Genomic DNA, 19725 nt, shown 5'->3' with positions numbered 1-19725 from the left:
TCTCCTTAAATATTTATTCTATTTTTGTTGGACAATTTTAAGAGCCGAGCAACTTCTTCCGCAGTCTGATTCTCTGATTGACTACCATCTGTTACGAGGCTAGGATAGCCTAATCTCACCGCTTCCTTCCGAACCATTTGAGCAAAAAGAATGTCTCGTTGCATCCAGTTTTCAAAAGCTTGATCAGGGTTGGTTGTACCCTCTAAGACATAAGGAACCCATTCTCTCTGTATATAATGCTTTTTTTGAAAATCAGCTGTCGGAGTCAAGCATAGATAGGATGATACTTGACATTCAAGCTCCTTTACCAAGTGAGGCAAAAGTCCTGCTCCCTCCACCAAGAGAGGTCTGTTTTGATTTTTTATCAAGTAAGATTTTACATAAGGAAAAATCTCTTCATAAAAGCACCATTCTTCATCTGCCATCTCTTCTGGCTTTCTCATCCAGATTTGTTCCGGATTTCTGTCCTGTCTAAGAAGGCAAATCGGCTGTGAATCTGCACTTGCTTGATTCATCATCTCTTCTACCAAATCATCCAGTTTGATATGAAGTAGTTGATACTGTCTAGCAAGAAGTGAGGCAATTGTTGACTTTCCACTACAAGGCGATCCGCCAATCATATAAAGCATCGTTCTTCCTCCTTCTGACAAAAGAAAAACGACATCCTAAAAGGACGTCGCAACGTGGTTCCACCTTCATTTATGTTCCTCAAAAAAGAGGGACACCTCTGATTGGCTTTAACGTGGCCACCGTTTTATGTTTTCATAAAATCCAGTAGAGTAGTCCCAACTGCATCCTCTACGCGATTTCCAGCTCCACGCGCTCTCTACAAGATTTCCTGCAGGTGATATGTCTCTAGAAAACATTATAGCACGATTGGAAAAATTTGCAAGAGCTATTGACCATCAAAACCAGAAAAACGATTTAGAGCCTCTTGACTCAAAGTCGCAGCTTGACGTTTTTTACGATGTTGCTCTGCCAACAGCATTCCTCCCAAAGAAAGGAATAACAAGACATGAATATCTCTAGCATTATAAAGCGTGGAAGTGATTGGATTATAAATCTTGTCTCCTGAGTAAAAAAGTCCGTCAAAAAAGTTTTTGAATAGGTAATAATAATGAACCCCCGGAATCAAAAGAAGAAAGGGCAGTGAAAAACCTTGCATCCGAGTATTTATATAAACAATCACTGCACCAATCAAAGGAAGCAGCAAAGCATAATAAAATAAATTAAGATTAGAAAGCCAGTTCAAATCGCTTCCCATACTTTCTGTATTGTCTATGAGATATCTCCAAAGCTCTTGCCAAATCCAATCTGAAGCAATGAAAATGCCATAGAACAAAAGCAGCCACGGCAGCTGTTTGAGATATTTTTTCATAAGATTTCTCCTCTATTTCTAAATAAAACCTTGCATAAATAGCTATTGCCGCAATGATGCAAGGCATGTTTCTATTCTAATAATTTAGTAATATTCCTGATTTTTTTCACTTGCTTACTCGAAGCTTTGAGGATACGAACGGAGCCATTGATTGGAAGAGAAATGACTTTTCCAGGCAGATAGGCCACTGTCTTGGCCAGACGCTTGGCAGCACTTTCCTCTGGGCTGAGCTCGTTATGGAAGTCCTTGGAAATAGTCAAATCTAGATAAAACTCATAGACTCTGCGGCCAAAGTTCTCCGCTGAAATCTCGTAGAGCTTGTCTGCTAACTTCTGCTCATCCATATCAGGCGTCGCAATAATTGCCTCTAAAATAGCGCCTGATAAATCCCGCTCTTGGTAATAAAGGGTCCCAAAAATCTTGTCACTGATAACATTATCCAGATAAGGATTACCATGGGCAATAATCGGCGTGCCGCTGGCTAAGCTTTCCAGATAAGTCAGACCTTGGGTCTCACTGGTTGAGGCAGAGATAAAGAAATCCGCAGCTTTATAGTAAAGGGCCGTATCACTAGGAGCAATCATCCCCGTAAATATGACAGCTTCTTCAATCTGAAGCTTAGCAACCAATTCTTTCAAGTCTTCCGCATAGGGGCCGTCGCCGACAATGACTAGCTTGACTTTGTCATTTTCTTCAAGGACGGCAGGCATCGCCTCAACGATAGCCTGGATATTCTTTTCATAAGAAATTCGCGACAGACTGAGCAGCATAATCTCATCTTCAGCCAATCCTAGCTTGAAACGGAGCTTCTTGATATCCTCACGTGAAATTTCCGGCCGTTCAAACTTCGCCAGCTCAATCCCTGTCGGAATCACCCGTTTTTCTGCTTCGATTTTATAATCAACCAAAAGGTCATAAACAATCTCGCTAGGGCAGATAACCCCATCCAAGTCACTCATGAAGCCACGGACGATATATTTGACCATGCTAGGACGGATGACCATCCCCTTGGCAATATAGTGCACATAATCCTCATACTGGGTATGATAGGTATGTACTACCGGAATCCGTAGCTCTTTAGCAATCCAAATCCCCAGCAGCCCTAGTGAAAACTCAGTCTGGGTATGGATAATATCCAGCTGGTACTGACGGGCAATTTCTAAGGCATGAGAAAAGCCTCGGTAAGCCACTCTTCGGTCCTTAAAGGCAAAGAAAGGTACGCTGGGAATCCGAATAATCTGCCAATCCTCATAACGATTGACATCCTTGTCCGTCGTTGTAAAAATAAATACCGTGTGACCTAATTTTTCCAGCTCCGTCTTCAAAGTCCGAATACTGGTAGCAACCCCAGAGACCTGAGGAAAATAGGTATCTGTAAAAAGACCAATACGCATCTTACATCTCCAAAACTGTTTGATAAGCCTTAACTAACTGATCTGCAACATCGTCAATAGAGCGACTTTTAGCCACCTGATAGCCTGCTTCGCACTTGTCCACCTTTTTATCCAAGATATTTCTCAGAGACTGGACAAACTCGTCTACGTTATGACAGAGCTCGGCTGAATGCTCATCTACCCAGCCATGATAGACCGGGATATCACGCAGCACAACATTCTGCTCACTGGCCAAGGCTTCCAGGACAACAATTCCTTCTGTTTCCTCATAGGACGGGAAAAAGAAGGCATCTGCTCCTGACATGGCTCCCTGGAAAACAGCTCCCTTAAAATAGCCAGGGAATTCGACATTATCAGGGTGGTCAAAGAGAACCAAACGGCGAATCTTGCGCGGAATCAACCAGAGATTAATAGAGCCCAGCCAGATAAAGCGTACATCAGGCATCCTGCGGGCAACCTCTACAAAATCCTCAATCCCCTTGCGGCGGAAATAAAGACCAGCACAAACGACCACCTTCTGCCCTTCTTCAATCTTAAAATACTTTTTAAAAACTTCTTCCTTGCGAGCATCTTTCTTATACTTAGGCAGGTCAATACCGTTTGACACAGCCACCATAGGCGTAGTGACCCCATAAGACTGGATCAGCTGCTTGGAATACTCCGAAGGTGTGATAATGAAATCCGCCTTTTTATACATGTGAGTCAGATATTTACCAAAAAGCGGAGCAAAGAGATTGGATCCAATAAAGGAATTTTCAAAGTCCTCCTTGGTCGAATGCCCATGCATAATCACTTTTTTATTGCCCCTCTTGGCAGCATGCAGAAGAAGCAAGCTACGGGGACCATAGGTATTGATGTGGACCACATCATAATCTCCTAAAACGTCCGTTGTATAAGGAATCCCAGCCAAATCCAAGGCGTGCATCTGGTGCTGGAGGGCTCGGCCGATTCCTGATTTCTCCAAAACGGACTTTCCTTCAAGGTACAGTAATACTTTCATACTTCCTATTATACCGAAAATCAAATAAAAAGGAAAACCACAAGGGCAAATGAGGTAAAAAATCCATCCAAAGCCTGATAGCATATAGAAAACGCTCTAGCTGAACGGAAACACAAAAAAGCTGAGGTACTACACCTCAGCCTCGCTTCATAATCATGAAACTCTCTTAAAGCAGTCATTGACTTAGTCTCTTCAGTCGCTTTTCAAGCTCAGAAGACTTGATAATCAAGCTTCTATCTCACCGCTTATTTCCGAGTTGATTTACGCTCGCTAATGCTGTGAGCTAGGAGAACTTCGCGTTCTTCCAATTCTTCCTTATGCATAATCTTAGTCAGCATGCGCATACTGATTGCGCCGATGTCATAGAGAGGCTGACCGATTGTGGAAAGGTTAGGACGAGTGAAACGAGCTACTTGCGAATCATCACTGGTAATGATTTCAAAATCTTCTGGAACCTTGATGCCTTGATCAGACAGACCATTTAAGAGGCCTGCAGCCAGTTCATCTCCTGTGACAAAAGCAGCTGTTGCTTTGGAAGCAATGACACGCTCTGCCAAGTGGTAGCCATCATCATAAGAATATTTAGATTCAAAAACCAAGCCTTCGCTATATGAAAGTTTCTTGTTCTTCAAGCCATCTTTATAGCCTGATAGACGGATTTTCCCGTTGATATCATCTACAAGCGGTCCGCTAACAAAGGCAATTTTCTTATTGCGCTTAGCCAGTAATTCTACAGCATCAACAGTTGCTTGCTTGTAGTCAATATTGACGCTCGGAAGCTGATGCTCCACATCGACAGTACCCGCCAAAACGACCGGTGTGCGCGAACGTGAAAACTCTGAGCGAATTTTCTCTGTCAGATGATAGCCCATGAAAATAATCCCATCCACCTGTTTAGAAAATAGAGTATTGACAACGGAGACTTCCTTATCATCGTCCTCATCACTGTTAGCCAAGACAATATTGTATTTATACATTTCAGCAATATCATCAATCCCTTTTGCCAGAGTTGAGAAATAGCTATTGGTAATATTTGGAATGACAACGCCGACGGTTGTAGTCTTCTTGCTGGCTAGTCCACGTGCTACTGCGTTTGGACGATAGTCAAGACGATCAATGACCTCTAAAACTTTTTTACGTGTGTTTTCTTTGACGTTCTTGTTTCCATTCACTACTCGACTGACTGTCGCCATCGAAACTCCCGCTTCACGGGCGACATCATAAATCGTTACTGTGTCGTCTGTGTTCATATAGTTTCCTTTCTTCTATTGAAAATATCGTTTTCACTTTCCTACATTCACCATTTTATCACTTCTTGTAAACACTTTCAAGTATTTTGATAAGTTTTTGAAAAGTCTTGCTTTTTTTGACATTTTTTGCCAAAATAGAGGCATAGAAAGAAGGTTGTGACCATGACAAAAATTCAACAAATCACCAACTATCTCGAGAATGAGAAGCTAGATGCCGCTGTGCTGTCTGATCCAGTCACTATCAATTATCTGACTGGTTTCTACAGTGACCCGCATGAGCGGCAGATGTTTTTGTTTGTCTATCCTGACCATGAGCCCCTGCTCTTCGTTCCTGCTCTAGAAATTGAGCGGGCTTCAGGAGCTGTTCCCTTTTCAGTCCTTGGCTATATGGACTCTGAAAATCCTTGGCAGAAGATTAAAGCAGCCCTTCCGGCTCACTCCTTCAAGACTGTCGCTCTTGAGTTTGATAACTTGATTTTGACCAAATATCATGGATTGAAAACTGTTTTTGATAGCGCAGAATTTGCCAACCTGACTCCTTACGTCAACCGCTTGCGCCTGATTAAGTCTGCCGATGAAATCCAGAAAATGCTAGTAGCTGGGCAATATGCTGACAAGGCTGTCAATATTGGTTTTGACAATATTTCACTGGAAAATACCGAAACGGATATCATTGCTCAGATTGACTTTGCTATCAAACGCGAAGGCTATGAAATGAGCTTTGAAACTATGGTATTGACGGGAAATAATGCAGCTAATCCGCACGGTATTCCCGGAGCAAATAAGGTCGAAAATAACGCCCTCCTGCTCTTTGACCTTGGCTGCATGGTCAATGGCTATGCCAGCGATATGACGCGGACCGTTGCTGTCGGCCAGCCGGATCAGTTCAAAAAGGATATCTATCATCTGACCTTAGAAGCCCAGCAAGCTGCTCTTGATTTTATCAAGCCAGGCGTCACAGCTCATGAAGTAGACCGCGCAGCACGGCAGATCATCGAAAAAGCTGGCTACGGTGAGTATTTCAATCACCGACTCGGCCATGGTATCGGTATGGATGTTCACGAATTCCCATCTATCATGGAGGGCAACGACATGGTCATCGAAGAAGGCATGTGCTTCTCCGTTGAGCCTGGTATTTACATCCCAGGCAAGGTCGGTGTCCGCATCGAGGACTGCGGCTATGTCACTAAGAATGGTTTTGAACTCTTCACCGAGACTAGCAAGGACTTGTTGTATTTTGAATAGAATTTTATCAGCCTATATTATGTCTTGAATGATTATTGGGTTTGGCAAAGGACTTCTGGTTCTTTGAGCTATCATTGTTAAACATCGTTATAGCTAACTTAGTCCTTAAACATTTATAATTTCAAAAAACGATAGAAAAGTTTCTGTCGTTTTTTCTTGTTTCCTAATAATTATACCAAGTCATTTAGGTTCACCTGCTTTTCCTCCAATGAAGTCGTCTCTCGAGACGTTCCGAAAAACTCAATGGCTCCTCACTAAACAGTTTTTACACTAGCAAGATGATTTCATCATTGAGAAGAGAAAGCGTTACAAATCCTTATCATATCAGAGGTTTTTAGTCCTTCTTGCCCTTCTGATTTAAAAATGTTATAATTTTTTATGAAAAATTGTCTAAAAATTCTAATCTTTGCTGTTAAGGAGGTCTGGATGCTCTTTAAAAAGTCAGAAAATCACGGATTTTCTCGCTATATCTGCCTGCTCTTGCTTCTCATCATTTTTCTGGCTTGTTCTCTCTTTTTAGCTGTCTCCTTGGGATCGGTCACTATTGATATACAAGACACTTACCAGATTATTTTCAGCAAGCTCGGTTTTCCCCTTGGCACAGGCAAACTATCTCCGTCCACAATCGCTATTGTTTGGAACATGCGGGTTCCAAGAGTGCTCTTGGGAATCCTGGCTGGTGCTGGCCTTTCTGTCTGTGGTAGCGTCATGCAATCTACTGTCAATAATCCTATCGCAGAGTCTTATATCCTGGGAATTTCAGCAGGTGCAACCTTCGGAGCCACACTGAGCATTATCTTAGGGCTCAAATCCATTACTGGCGCAGGTGCCTTTATAGGAGCTATTCTGGCATCGGCTGTGGTCCTTTTTATCGCATCCATGCAGGGAAAGATGACGACAAGCAGTCTGATTTTATCAGGAACAGTTGTAAATGCCCTCTTTATCGCCTTTTCCAACTTTATCATTTCCGTCGGTGCCAATGCTGACAGCCTTATGACAATCAAGTTCTGGACTATGGGCTCACTGGCTGGAACTTCTTGGTCTGACCTTACCTTGCCGGTTCTTGTTGTTGGTCTCTCCTTTTTATTTTTCTGTTCCCAGTATCGTATTTTCAATACTATGATGATGGGGGACGAAGCAGCTTTGACACTGGGAGTCCCTCTGCGTTTTTACTGGTTCCTCTATATCACAGTTGTCGCAATAATGACTGCTGTGCTGGTTGCCTGCTGCGGCATTATCGGCTTCGTCGGACTAATCACTCCGCACATTGCTCGCAGATTAGTCGGTACTAACTACAAAAGGCTCTTCCCTATCGCTACTCTGCTCGGCTCTCTCTTTCTTGTCTGGGCAGATGTTTTGGCTCGAATTTTGGTTAAAAACGCCGAACTGCCGATTGGAATCTTCACCGCTTTAGTCGGCGCACCCTTCTTTATCTACATTGTAGCCAAAAGCCGAAAGGAGGTCAGCAGCTGATATGGATCTAACTTGCCAAAATATCCACTATTCTATTGGCCCAAAAGAGATTTTAAAAGGAATTTCGCTCAAGGTCGAGGGAAATCAGTTTCACACCATTTTAGGGCCCAACGGAAGCGGCAAAACTAGTCTGCTCAAAACCATCTACCGCCAAATCAAAGCTGACAGTGGGAACATTTATCTAAATGGAAGGCCACTTGAACAGGTCAGCATAAAAAAAGCAGCCCAGAAAATAGCCGTTGTAACTCAGTTTAACCATCTTCAGTTTGACTGCACCGTCCAAGAAATCGTCATGCTGGGCAGGACGCCGCATCTGTCCCTTTTTCAAAAAGAGAGCGAAAAAGACTATGCCCTCGTTCGTCATGCCTTGAGTCAGGTGGACATGCTAGATAAGGGAGAGCGAACCTATCTATCCCTGTCTGGCGGTGAGAAGCAAAGAGTCCTGCTGGCACGTGCTTTGGCCCAGCAGCCAAGCCTACTGCTCCTAGACGAGCCGACCAATCATCTGGATATCAAATACCAGCTGGATATGCTGCGTATCGTGAAAGACCTGAACATCAATGTTTTAGCTGTTTTACACGATATCCAACTGGCTTGTCGGTATTCAGATTATTTGTACCTCATGAAGGGAGGTGAGATTGCATACCAAGGCGCTCCAAAGGAGGCCATCACCCATGATTCACTGCAAGCCGTTTACGGTATTCAGAGCAAAGTGATCTGGACCAAGGATCGACAGGCCATGATTCAGTATCTATGAGAGTCTGTTTTCAGCTTTATCTATACAAGCTCCAAGCCCAAGAAAGGAAGGCAATATGAAAAAAACACTCAGTATCTTACTCGTCGCAACTGCTGCACTGACAATGGCAGCCTGCAATTCTTCATCTAAGGAAAGTACGAAAGAAAGCTCAACTTCGCAATCTTCCTCCAAAACAGAAAGCGCGAAAAAGAGCACAGCAGAAACAAAATATCCAGTGACAATCAAAACTTACGATGCCGAAGGCAAAGAGATTGATCAGGTCTTTGAAAAGGCACCGGAAAAGGTCATCACCAACAACCTTTCGACGACCGAAGTCCTGATTGAACTAGGATTGAAGGACAAGATCGCTGGTATGCTCAATCCAGACAACGATGTCACAGATAAATACAAGGCTGATATTGCTTCCATTCCGCAAGTCGGCGACAAGAAAACCGTATCACAGGAAACTGTGCTATCCTATGAGCCAGATGCTCTTCTTGGCCGAAACATGATGTTTTCCGAGAAGTCTCTGGGGACAGTCAGTGCCTGGAATGAAAACAAAATCCCTGTCTACACACAGAAGGCTTCCCTGTCCAATACCAAGCAAGACCTAGGCAATATTGTTGAAGATGTCAAGAATATAGGAACCATTTTTAATGTCCAAGACAAGGCCAATCAGTATGCTGACCAGCTGCAAGCAAGAATTGACACTGTCAAGAAAGCCAATAAGGCTAGCCAAGGCGAAAAGAAAAAAGCGCTCATCATGTGTGCCTACAACGATGAGACTTTCGGTGCCTATAAATCTGCCCTGCAGGAGAGCCTGCTCAACCAGCTCGGCTATACCAATGTAGCGACCGGAACCTCTGACTTGACCTTGGAAAATCTGGTCTCTATGGATCCAGAAGTCATCATCTACGTAACCAGCGACCGCAACAAGGCCATGGATGAGCAAGCAGTTGATCTAATGAAAGCCAATCCCGTTCTGGAAGATGTCCCAGCGGTCAAAAATCAGAAGATCATGACCATCTCCTATGATGAGTTCATGGATTATGGTCCCGCTGTAATCGACTCACTCGAGAAAATCAATGACTTTGTCAATAAATAAAACCTTTGTCTGGGAGGGTATCACTGTCAATATTGCCCTGCCTCAGGATTATGACAAATCACGACCTTATCCAGCAATCTTACTAAATGATGGAAAGATAAACTACCTGAGCAGGCTTTCTTCATCGGTAATCTTGATCGGACTGATATCAAACAACAGGCTGGACGATTATACACCCTGGAAAGCCAATGCTCTAAAGCCTGGCAATCCTGATTTTGGCGGCGAAGCGGATAGCTACCATCAGAAACTCTTCAACGGTATATTAACCGAAATCAGACAGCACTACCTACTGGATGACAAGAGAATTGCCTATGGTGGCTACTCTCTCGGTGGACTAGCGTCTGTTTACAGTCTCTATAGCGACTGCAAGATCCCCTGCGTCTTTTCTATCTGCGGTTCCTTTTGGTACCCTGGTTTTACCGACTATTGCCGAACCCAGGACTTGAAAAATAAGGACTGTCTAGTCTATTTGCAGAATGGAAAGACAGAAGGCGCGAATCACTCGAACCGACTTTCCAAAGCTCCTTTTTATGCTGAAGAAATTCATCGCTTGATTCAGAAAGAAATCCTTACCACCTGCTCCATCTTTGACCCTTATGGGCATCATGAAGCCCTCAAAGAGCGCTATGTTGCCTTTGCCGACTGGCTGGCCACACAATGGCATATTGACTAATGAAAAACCCCTTTGTCACTTACAGCAGCTGACAAAGGGGTTTTTTAGTTTATTAATGCAAGCAAAAGACTTTTACCAGTAAAATGGTAAAAGTCTTGAGTGGAAAGATTTATTCTATTTTCTCCCCTGCCTCTAGTTTCAACAAAAAGGCTTTTTTATCAAGGCCGCCAGCATAGCCGGTCAGTTTGCCGTCGCTTCCGACAATCCGGTGACAGGGAATCAGAAGGGAAATCGGATTATGACCGATAGCGCCACCGACTGCTCTAGCCGAGCCAATCTTTCCATACTCAGCCTGCAACTCCCGCAAAATGTCTGAATAGGTAGACGTTTGTCCATAAGGAATCTTCTGCAGCACTGTCAGAACCTTGCTTCTGAATTCAGTTACTTGAGGTGCCAATGGAATTTCATTTATTGCGGGATTTTCTCCCTTAAAATAAGCATCCAGCCAAGCAGAGACGCGTCGGCTGACTTCTGTCTCTTCCTCCTGTGCTTGCTCCAAATCATAGCCTGCCCCAAAATATTTCTGTCCCTCAAGCCAAAGTCCCAACAAGGCATTTGCGTCCGTCAAGATGAGAATCCGGCCAATCGGCGAAGTATAATAAGTCTTGTACATATTTTTTCTTTCTTCGATCCTCTTGATATGCCTTATTATACCACTCTTGTCTTAATCTTTACCACAATCCCATCTGGGTCTGTGACTTCTAGCTCTTGGGAGCTAATCCATCGGACTGGCGCCTGCAAGTCCAGAGCATTTTCAAAAATAGCTACTAAGTCTTCTTTTCCTTCTACTTGCGCCTCAAAATAGGCTAGTCCCATTTGCTTCGGTTGACGATGATTCAAGTGAGAACCACCCCATTCATTAACAGCTAAATGATGATGGTAGTTTCCGGATGCCAGCCAGCTAGCAGAAGGTACAGAAAATTTATCCTCCAAGCCTAGAAGTTTTTGGTAAAAATGACTGGCAGCTCTGCTATTTTTCACAGACAGGTGGACATGACCCATACGAGTGCCTTCAGCAATACTAAACGGCTGGATTTCCTGACCGAGTTCATAGATTTCTTGAGCCGCTAGCGCTTCCGTCACTCCGATAATGCGGCCATCTTCTCGGATATCCCAATCAGCCTGAGGCTTGTCCCGATAAAGTTCAATGCCGTTGCCTTCTGGGTCCTCCAGATAAATGGCTTCACTATAGCCGTGGTCCGCTCCTCCGATCATAGGAACTTTATTTTCTGATAAATGCTTCAGGATATCTGCTAAAGCTTGACGGCTGGGAAGCAAAAGCGCCAGATGATAAAGACCGTAAGCCGACTTGACGGGCTGTCGGTCACTGGTTGCTAAGAGCCTCACCAGCACTTGTTCGTCCCTGCCCAAAGCCACCTGTCCGTCCTGCTCTTCCAAAAGTTCCAAGCCTAAAACACGCTGATAAAAATCCCTTTGTCTTGCTAGGTCAGCCACATAAAGTGCTACCTCTCCTAGATAAATCTTGCTTTGATATTCAAAAGTCATGTTCTTTCTCCTCTCTTTAATTTTAAATGTCAGGAGTGCTCCTGCTCCATCTTTTTTTATTTCTCCAAAACAGAGATAGGTTCCTTGATATGGTTTTCCACATCTCTATTTGCTCCGAAGGATTATTCAGATTGTAATTGTTTTTATTACAACTATTAGTATAGCACAGTCTAATGTAATGTCAACAATTACATCTTAGAAAATTCTTAACAAAAAAAATCTGCTCACTAGGAAACAGATTGTTCTTTAATTTCTTTTTCGGTTGCTGCGACAACTTCGTCAAGGCTGGTCTGAGCCAATTCAGCTTCCATAGCTGCCTGAATAGCTGCCAAGCGGTCATCTAAGACATTGTGAATGTTCTTGCCGATAGGACAGTCTGGATTGGGCTTGTCATGAAAGCTAAAGAGCTGGCCGCTCTTGCCCAGACATTCAACCGCGCTATAGACATCTAAAAGGCTAATGTCTTTCAAATCTTTGGCAATCTCTGCTCCTCCTGTCCCACGAGCAACGGTAATCATCCCGGCATTCTTGAGCTGAGACAGGGTCTTGCGAATAATAACTGGATTGACGCCAACACTGCTGGCAAGGATATCACTTGTCAGTTTTTGTTTTTTTCCCTCCAAAGCCAGAACAATCAGCATATGAGTGGCAATGGTAAAACGGCTAGAAATCTGCATTTTTTCTCCTCCCTCATCATTTCTCTCACTATTATATCTCAAAAATGGTGTAACTTCAAGAGTTACGACTGAACTTTAAGAAAGCTGCAATCTCATCCGCGTAGCCTTCCCGCTCACTGATTTCCCGCAGCAGGTCGTGGTTATGGGTATGGTGGATACCATTGACCAAACTCTCCCGATAAATCTCATAGTAAGGCAAGTGGAGCTCCCGAGCCAATCTCAGCTCCTGCTCCACGTCATAGGCCACGCGTCGCAGGTCAACATCAGCCAGACCAGTCTCATCAATCTCTAAAATGGCATACTGGGCTCGCAAGTCCTGACGCAAAGCCGAATCTAGAAAGAATGGCTGACCAATAGAACCAGGATTGATAATCAGCTGTCCCTTAGTCGCGTAGCGGAGAAACTGCTGGTGAATATGACCATAAACAGCAACAGCACAGTCATTCCCCTCAAAAAGTCGGTCGAAATCGCTCTGCTCGCCAATATGAATCAACTCCCGCCCCCAATTCTTATCTGGCAGATGGTGGCTGACCGCAATCTTCAATCCCTCTACTTCTGTCAAGATTTGCAGAGGAAGTTCTTGCATGTGGTCAATCTCTTTTGGACGGATTTCCTCTAGTACAAAATGACAGAGCCTGGTCAGGTAGAGATGGCTAGGACGATCCAAATCCAGTTTTTGATGCAGGGCATGCCAGAGGCTGTCTTCCCAATTCCCCCTGACCTGGACGCTGATGTTCAGCTGCTCCATCCTGTCTAAAATATTTCTGCGACCGGTTCCTGGCAGGAGCAAGTCTCCCAAAAACCAATAATCTGTCACCTGCTGGCTTTCCGCATCCGCCAGTACTGCTTCCAAGGCTGTGCTATTTCCATGCACATCGGATAATAAGGCAATTTTTCGTGTCATCGTATGTCTTTCTCTTTCTTTACAAGGAATATTATATCAAAGTTCAAAAAAACTTCCACCTCACAAGTGAGGGAAAGTTTTGAAGTATTTTTATTAATCAACAGACTTGAGCGCTTCCAGCATATCCACCCTTCTGAGGCGGTAGTTGACAAAGAAGCCAAGCAAGGTCAGAATAAGAGTCACTGCTGTTAGAGGAAACAGATAGACTGAGGGACTTACTTGAGGGGTTAAGCTGATAATGCTAGGCGCAACCTTCTCAATCAAAAAACGATGCAGGAAGAAACCGCCTAGAAGCCCAACTGCCATGCCAATCACTGAAAGAATAATGGTCTCTCGATAGATATAGAGGGTCACTTCCTTATTATGAAAGCCCAAAACCTTGATGGTGGACAGCTCGCGAATCCGCTCAGCTACATTGATATTGGTCAGATTGTAGAGAATGACGACTGCTAAAAGAATAGAAATCAGGACCAAAATTAGCATTGTATTATTAAGAGAATCAGCTAGAACGTTGAACTGCTTCACCATGCTTGCATTTTGGGAAACACTCTTGACAGACTTGAGACTCATAAATTCATTGGCCTTGTCCACAATATTCTTACTAGAAGAGTCCTTGAGCCGCACTAGATAAGCATTTTTCTCGGGCTTCTTCCCATAAATCTTCTGGTAGTCAGTCGCCTTCATAAAGGCAAAATGCCCAAAATGATTCTCATTGACTGCTGCTAGCTTGACAGACTTGCCACCCAGCCCTATACTGCCACCGGGGCTAACTCCAGCTATGCGGGCCAATTTATCCGAAACAACTACACCGTCTTTGAGACTCAGCTTTTGCTGGTTGTCAGGACTTTCCATAGAAATAAAAGGTTCAAAATTTTCCTTGTCCGTAACCATTAAAGTGACTGATTCTGTCTCTTTTTTTCCTTTGTATTTCTCTGTTAGGGTTTCACTATAGATTTCCTGATAGTCAGCAATCGAGTCATCTGCCAACATCTTTTTCAGCTTGTCTTGTTCCGCTTGATTCTCCCCAGGATTGACAGCGACAATCAAGTCGTATCGCAGAATCTCTTCAAACTGACGTTTTGGAATACCACCAATAGAAGACTGAAGTCCTAGGCCGGCAAAGAGCAGTGCAACAGAACCCGCCACACCAAAGATAGTCATGAACATCCGCTGCTTATAGCGAAAGATATTGCGAGCTGTGACCTTCTGAGTAAAGCTAAGACGTCGCCAGATAAGGGGAAGTCTTTCCAAGAAAATCTTGGAGCCCTTGACTGGTGGCTTGGGCAAAAGCAAGTGAGCTGCTTCTTCCGTCAGCTCCCGTCTTGCCACCAAATAGGCAGGGAGAACGCTGGAAAGAAGGGAAAGCCAAAGGGCCAGTAAACTATAGGAAATATAAAAATATGCATGCGGGGCAGAGAGCACCATCCCTCTGGTAATAATAGAAGAAATCACCCCCGACAAGAAATAATGTCCCAGCAGAATCCCTATGAGGGTACCCAAACTACCCGCCACCAAACCGTAAAGAGCAAACTTGCGAATGATATCTCGGCTATGGTAGCCTAGAGCCTTGAAGACACCTGCATTTGTTCGCTCCTCATCGACAAAGCGAGTCATGGTGGTAAAGGTCACTATAGCTGCCACCAAATAGAGCACCACCGGGAAGATATTACCAATCAACGCAATACTATTCATGGAGTTTTTATACATATGATAGCCATTCCCACCTGGCAGAGACTTGCGGTCATAGCTATGATAGGCCGGCTCTTTCAAACGATTCAGGTCTGCCTTAGCGTCAGCTAGCTTGTTCTTGCTAGCTGATAAGTCTTTCTCTGCCTTTGCGAGGTCTGCTTTTTTCTGATTGAGTTGGGACTCAGCATCCTGAATCTGCTGCTGGCTCTGACTGAGCTGAGCAGGAGGGAGGATAGAAGCGGCTTGAGTTGCTGCTAGCTGGTTTTTTTGCTGGTCCAGCTGACTCTGAGCTTGCTCTAATTGTTTTTTACCTTGGGTCAGTTCGCTCTCAGCCTGAGCAATCTTATCTTCACCCTTCTGAATGGTGCTTTTGGCATCTGCCTCTAATCGCTTAAACCGGGCCACTCCGTTATCTTCCAGGCTCTTGTCTAAAGCTGTCTGGTGCTGCTCCAAACGCTCCTGATAGCTTTCAGAGAAGGGAGCCAGCTTTTCTAAATCATGATAGCGCAGGCGGGCAATACTGTAAACATCTGTATCAAAGGCCTTAGGGCTGACTACAGCATAGGCTGATAAAGCACCGCTTCCACTAGTCGCATTGCCCAGATTTCTATCAGACCATAGCTCCGCCGAGTTGACAAAACCCACAATCTTATAGGTCTTGTTTTTCAGAACTGACCGACTGCCTGCTTTTTCAGTCAGATCAATCTCCTGACCAAGCTTATATTTTTTAGACCAAAAGCTAGCCAGGGCAATTTCTTGCTCTTTCTTAGGAAGACGACCGGAGGTCACTTGAAAGTTTGAAATATCCTTGGTATCTGAGAATACTCGGAGAGCCTCCTCGTTTACGGTGACATCTGTCAGATAGCCAAACTCGACATCAGCTCCCTTGATAGCTTCCAGCTCTTTCTGATCCGCTTTATCCAAACCATAATCCGCCATAACAGCCAAGTCCATAGTTCGCTGCTCTTTCAAATAATCTGTTGCTGTTCTGCGCATATTGGGTGGAGCGACCTTGAGCCCCACGAGAGCTAAAGAGCCTAGCATCATAAGGATTAAAATAGATAGGAAACGTCCTTTAGAGCTAGTGAAGGAGCGCAGAATATCTTTCCAATAAATCTTTCTCTTCATATCAATACTCCAATGTACTTATATCCTGAGGTTCTTCATTGACTGTAACACTCTTGACTCTCGCGTCGTGCATGCGGATAACCCGGTCAGCAATGGGAGCCAAGGCAGCATTGTGGGTTACGATAATCACCGTCGCCCCTTGATTGCGGGACATGTCCTGTAAGATTTGCAGCACTTGCTTGCCAGTATTGTAGTCCAGAGCCCCTGTCGGCTCATCGCAGAGCAAAATCTTGGGATTTTTTGCCACAGCCCTAGCGATAGACACCCGCTGCTGCTCCCCACCTGACAACTGCGCTGGAAAATTATTGAGGCGATTTTCCATACCAACCGCAGTTAGAACGGCCACTGGATCTTGAGCATCCTTGACAATCTCCGAAGCCAATTCGACATTTTCCTTAGCCGTCAGGTTGGGCACTAAATTGTAAAACTGAAAGACGAAGCCCACATCATTGCGACGATAGTCCGTCAGCTGGTGGGAATTGTAGTCAGCAATATTCTGGCCGTCTATCAGGATATCTCCCTCATCATTGGTATCCATACCGCCGAGAATATTAAGCACCGTTGACTTACCAGCTCCAGAAGCACCCAGGATAATGACCAGTTCCCCCTTTTCAATCTCAAAAGAAATATCATGATTGGCGACAATCTCCGTGTCACCTACCTGATAACGTTTAAAGCTATGTTTCATTTCAATGTAAGCCATGTTATCATCTCTCCTTTTCAAAACTCGTTTCCTTAAATCAACAAGGTGTTGATTCTAAATCACAGATATTATATAATGAGCTTAGATAAAAAGCAATAATCAAAAATCAACAAAGTGTTGATTTAAGCAAAGAGGAAGAAAAATGATCCAGAAACGAAAGACTAGTACCAAGGAAGACATCAAAGAAGCCTTGATTCAGCTACTATCAGAGGAAAGATTTGATAATATCTCCATCAGCAAGCTCTGCAAACGGGCTGGGATTAACCGCGGCACCTTCTACCTCCACTACCAAGATAAATATCAGATGGTTGATAGTCTCAAAAACGACATTATCTCCCAACTTTCTAGTTATAGCTTGTTTGAAGCAGAGAACGAATATCCTAAAAAGTTAATGATAGCAAAATTTCATATACTGCGCGCTAATGAACGTCTTATCAATGCCCTGACCAGAAGCCATTATATTGACTTTCGGGAGGCTATTCGGGAGTACATAACCAGTATCATTCTGAGTGATAAGCAAAAGGATGCTACCCAGCGTTTTTTAGAGGAGAACTTTCACATCCCTCAGAAATACGCCTTGGAAATCTTCCTATCCAGTGTTGAGGGGATTATTTCTCTTTGGATAGCCGGCGGAGCTCAAGAAGAACCTGAAGAACTCACTGACATAATTTTGACTACTTATAACTATGATTATTTAAGATAAAGGCTCTAGCTTGAAGGATAGCCTGGACAAGAGTCGTTTTTTCCACTATGAAAGGCCGAACATTTTGCTCGGCCTTCTTTTTATTTTAGATTAGTTTTTCTTTGTTTTCTTCAAAAGGAAGAAGACTCCTGCTAGGATAATCAAGCCTGCAAGCCCCATGATGGTCACTTGCTCACCTGTTGATGGCAGGTCTTTTTTCTTGGCCTTGACGGACTGCTCATTTCGATACTGCACTTGGTAAACAGAGAAATGATTGGTCGTGAAGCTGATAGTCTGGTTTTGATTAACCGTTACATCAAATTTCTCAACTTGTTTGCCATTTTCATCCAGAGCATAGACGGCATCTACTGGCAAGTCTTTGCGAACTGGAATCGTCACAAGTGTTGGACTGACCTGATGCACCGGCTGACCATTCGGATCGGTCAAGCTAATGTCATAGGTATCTGTCGGCTGAATCTTGCTTTCTAGTTTTTTCACTGACAGCTGAAAACCAGCCTTGACCAAATCAGCGTTTTTCAAACGAATGCCAGTTGCTACATCCACCAAGCTGTCATCTTCTACATTGACTTCCGTCCGTGTGTCCGAACTGCTAGAGGTTGCCGAAGAGGAAGAACTTGACGAACTTTGAGATGACGAAGAGCTGCTAGAATCTTTGCTGGAGCTAGAAGGAGTGTTTTTTGCTGCTTCCTTGATTTTAGCTTCCATTTCAGCTTCGAGCTCTTTCATTTCCTTAAAGACTTGCGCTGCTCGAGCTTGTGTTTCCTCAGTAACTTTGGCTGAAGAATCTGGCAGAGCTGCATTGGCTGCATCTAGAGCATTTTGCTCCTCAATAAAGCGGGCTTCCAAGGCCTTCCACTTGTCTTGGACAGAAGTACCAAAGAGGTCCTGATGCTTGGCTGCCATATCATAGATATGAGATGCTACCCAGTACCAAGAGTCTGGACTGTAGCTAGTTGTGTTGACCTTATAGGCATCGTAAGTATCTGTGATATTGCCATTATAAGGCAGGTAAGGTGAGAAGCGCGGGCTGCCTACCGCCAGCCACATAGTGCCTCCTCCCATATTGGCTGGAACACCGTCTTTGAGCTGGAAGATATGAGCTTCCATAACATTTGGATTGCCCAATGGATATTTGTAAACAGGGTCTGTCGTACCGCGTTGTGGCAGCCCCTTACCATCTAGCTCCATTTGATCCAGAGGTTTGAACTGAGTGCCCTCAAAGCGATTGCGCTGCATAGCCATAACATCTGCTACACTGATCTTTCTGTCTGTGGAGTGCATGAGATCAAAGTAAGAGTCGTTATAAGACACGGCCGCATTTGGATCTAGACTGGTGATACCCGCCCAGGCACGTGAACGATCTGCCTCTGCCATCGGTGGATTATAGGACTGAGAAATGTGGAATTTGCCGTCAATTTCTTTATAAGAGTTAGCTTGCTTGGCTACATCCTGAACACCCTTTGAGGCAATAACATTTTCTGTATCGTCAAAATCAACACTGCCTAAGAAGAAAGTATTAGGAAAGACAGCATACTTGTCATCTGGGAATTTAATAGCAACATATTGGTGGCCAGATAGGATTTCCATATACCAGACACCGGTCTTATCAGCGATGGTGATAATATTCCCCTCTGCTGCTCCCTGCTCTCTGACAATCTGCGCCATCAGCTCCACACCCTGACGAGCTGTCTGAACGTGGGGCAGAACGACGGTTGTCAGGATAGACTCTGCCAAACCATTTGCTACATAAGGATCCACTTTTTGGATGGCATCATTAGCCTTGGCAGAAACAGTCGCAGAAATGGAAACACCGTATTCATTGAAGCCAACCTCGTCAAAAATACCTTGGGATGGGGTCACATCTGAGACCGAGGTATACTTGTAGCTTTCTGCCGGCAGGGTCCATTCAAAACCGTTGGTTTCGTCAACCAGCTTGGCACCACTCGCATTGGTCTTTCTCGGATGAACTAGAAAGACCTTATTGTGATTAGGCTCCAAGTCCTCTGTCCGACCATAAAGCGTCGTGCCGTCTGCTGTCAGGTCTTTCCCGACGATAAATCCTGTGCAGGCTTCGACCACTTGGAAAGGAAAGAGGAAAATGGTCGAAAGAGCTAACAAGGAACGAAACAATATTTTTTTCATAAAAATATCTCCTTTGTTT

At 44.2% G+C, this 19725-nt stretch carries 18 protein-coding genes; 6 read left to right on the top strand and 12 right to left on the bottom strand.

Features of this window, described 5'->3' with window-relative positions; translation table 11 throughout:
* Window positions 1-5: 5 nt before the first annotated feature.
* From K1I94_RS01125 to ccpA, 5 genes are all read right to left on the bottom strand, one after another.
* On the bottom strand, window positions 6-629 hold the full coding sequence (locus K1I94_RS01125) for an adenylate kinase family protein (protein ID WP_223314158.1): 624 nt from the start codon (window positions 627-629) through the stop codon (window positions 6-8).
* 266 nt (window positions 630-895) lie between these two features.
* Window positions 896-1378, bottom strand: a complete 483-nt coding sequence (locus K1I94_RS01120) for a hypothetical protein (protein ID WP_223314157.1) — start codon at window positions 1376-1378, stop codon at window positions 896-898.
* A 71-nt stretch (window positions 1379-1449) separates the two neighbouring features.
* Window positions 1450-2772, bottom strand: a complete 1323-nt coding sequence (locus tag K1I94_RS01115) for a glycosyltransferase family 4 protein (RefSeq protein ID WP_002894916.1) — start codon at window positions 2770-2772, stop codon at window positions 1450-1452.
* A 1-nt stretch (window position 2773) separates the two neighbouring features.
* The gene (locus K1I94_RS01110) at window positions 2774-3772 is read right to left on the bottom strand and encodes a glycosyltransferase family 4 protein (protein WP_032915825.1); all 999 of its coding nucleotides are present in this window, start codon (window positions 3770-3772) and stop codon (window positions 2774-2776) included.
* Window positions 3773-4017: 245 nt separating this feature from the next.
* On the bottom strand, window positions 4018-5022 hold the full coding sequence (gene ccpA / locus K1I94_RS01105; protein ID WP_002894913.1) for a catabolite control protein A: 1005 nt from the start codon (window positions 5020-5022) through the stop codon (window positions 4018-4020).
* Window positions 5023-5184: 162 nt separating this feature from the next.
* Here ccpA and K1I94_RS01100 point away from each other — a divergent pair, with 162 nt between their 5' ends.
* From K1I94_RS01100 to K1I94_RS01080, 5 genes are all read left to right on the top strand, one after another.
* Complete coding sequence (locus tag K1I94_RS01100) at window positions 5185-6267, top strand: M24 family metallopeptidase (RefSeq protein WP_223314156.1); 1083 nt, start codon at window positions 5185-5187, stop codon at window positions 6265-6267.
* A 426-nt stretch (window positions 6268-6693) separates the two neighbouring features.
* On the top strand, window positions 6694-7740 hold the full coding sequence (locus tag K1I94_RS01095; RefSeq protein WP_223314155.1) for a FecCD family ABC transporter permease: 1047 nt from the start codon (window positions 6694-6696) through the stop codon (window positions 7738-7740).
* Between the two features lies 1 nt (window position 7741).
* Window positions 7742-8497, top strand: coding sequence for an ABC transporter ATP-binding protein (locus K1I94_RS01090; RefSeq protein ID WP_223314154.1), 756 nt, complete (start codon window positions 7742-7744; stop codon window positions 8495-8497).
* A gap of 55 nt (window positions 8498-8552) precedes the next feature.
* Window positions 8553-9581: an ABC transporter substrate-binding protein gene (locus K1I94_RS01085; protein ID WP_223314153.1), complete on the top strand. Its 1029-nt coding sequence runs from the start codon at window positions 8553-8555 to the stop codon at window positions 9579-9581.
* Window positions 9562-10254, top strand: coding sequence for an alpha/beta hydrolase-fold protein (locus K1I94_RS01080; protein WP_223314152.1), 693 nt, complete (start codon window positions 9562-9564; stop codon window positions 10252-10254). The genes K1I94_RS01085 and K1I94_RS01080 overlap by 20 nt, the downstream gene beginning before the upstream one ends.
* A 109-nt stretch (window positions 10255-10363) precedes the next feature.
* Here K1I94_RS01080 and K1I94_RS01075 read toward each other — a convergent pair whose 3' ends face one another.
* The 6 genes from K1I94_RS01075 to K1I94_RS01050 all read right to left on the bottom strand — a co-directional run bounded on the left by K1I94_RS01075 (window position 10364) and on the right by K1I94_RS01050 (window position 16861).
* Entirely contained in the window at window positions 10364-10867 is a 504-nt protein-coding gene (locus K1I94_RS01075; RefSeq protein ID WP_223314151.1) for a methylated-DNA--[protein]-cysteine S-methyltransferase, read from the bottom strand.
* Window positions 10868-10902: 35 nt separating this feature from the next.
* Entirely contained in the window at window positions 10903-11760 is an 858-nt protein-coding gene (locus K1I94_RS01070) for a VOC family protein (RefSeq protein ID WP_223314150.1), read from the bottom strand.
* 227 nt (window positions 11761-11987) lie between these two features.
* The gene (locus tag K1I94_RS01065) at window positions 11988-12437 is read right to left on the bottom strand and encodes an Rrf2 family transcriptional regulator (protein ID WP_223311693.1); all 450 of its coding nucleotides are present in this window, start codon (window positions 12435-12437) and stop codon (window positions 11988-11990) included.
* A 55-nt stretch (window positions 12438-12492) separates the two neighbouring features.
* Window positions 12493-13341 carry a metallophosphoesterase family protein gene (locus K1I94_RS01060; protein ID WP_002897180.1) on the bottom strand — a complete coding sequence of 283 codons (849 nt, stop codon included), beginning with the start codon at window positions 13339-13341 and terminating at the stop codon, window positions 12493-12495.
* Between the two features lie 93 nt (window positions 13342-13434).
* On the bottom strand, window positions 13435-16158 hold the full coding sequence (locus tag K1I94_RS01055) for an FtsX-like permease family protein (protein WP_223314149.1): 2724 nt from the start codon (window positions 16156-16158) through the stop codon (window positions 13435-13437).
* Between the two features lies 1 nt (window position 16159).
* Complete coding sequence (locus K1I94_RS01050) at window positions 16160-16861, bottom strand: ABC transporter ATP-binding protein (RefSeq protein WP_125340958.1); 702 nt, start codon at window positions 16859-16861, stop codon at window positions 16160-16162.
* A gap of 142 nt (window positions 16862-17003) precedes the next feature.
* On the opposite strand from K1I94_RS01050, the gene K1I94_RS01045 reads away from it, so the two are divergent.
* Complete coding sequence (locus tag K1I94_RS01045) at window positions 17004-17564, top strand: TetR/AcrR family transcriptional regulator (RefSeq protein ID WP_223314148.1); 561 nt, start codon at window positions 17004-17006, stop codon at window positions 17562-17564.
* A 90-nt stretch (window positions 17565-17654) separates the two neighbouring features.
* Here the strand turns inward: K1I94_RS01045 and K1I94_RS01040 are convergent, their stop codons facing one another.
* Entirely contained in the window at window positions 17655-19706 is a 2052-nt protein-coding gene (locus tag K1I94_RS01040; RefSeq protein WP_223314147.1) for a C69 family dipeptidase, read from the bottom strand.
* Between the last annotated feature and the right edge of the window lie 19 nt (window positions 19707-19725).

This window comes from Streptococcus sanguinis (assembly GCF_019929145.1).
Taxonomy (GTDB): domain Bacteria; phylum Bacillota; class Bacilli; order Lactobacillales; family Streptococcaceae; genus Streptococcus; species Streptococcus sanguinis_U.
This window is presented reverse-complemented; position numbering and strand designations above follow the sequence as displayed.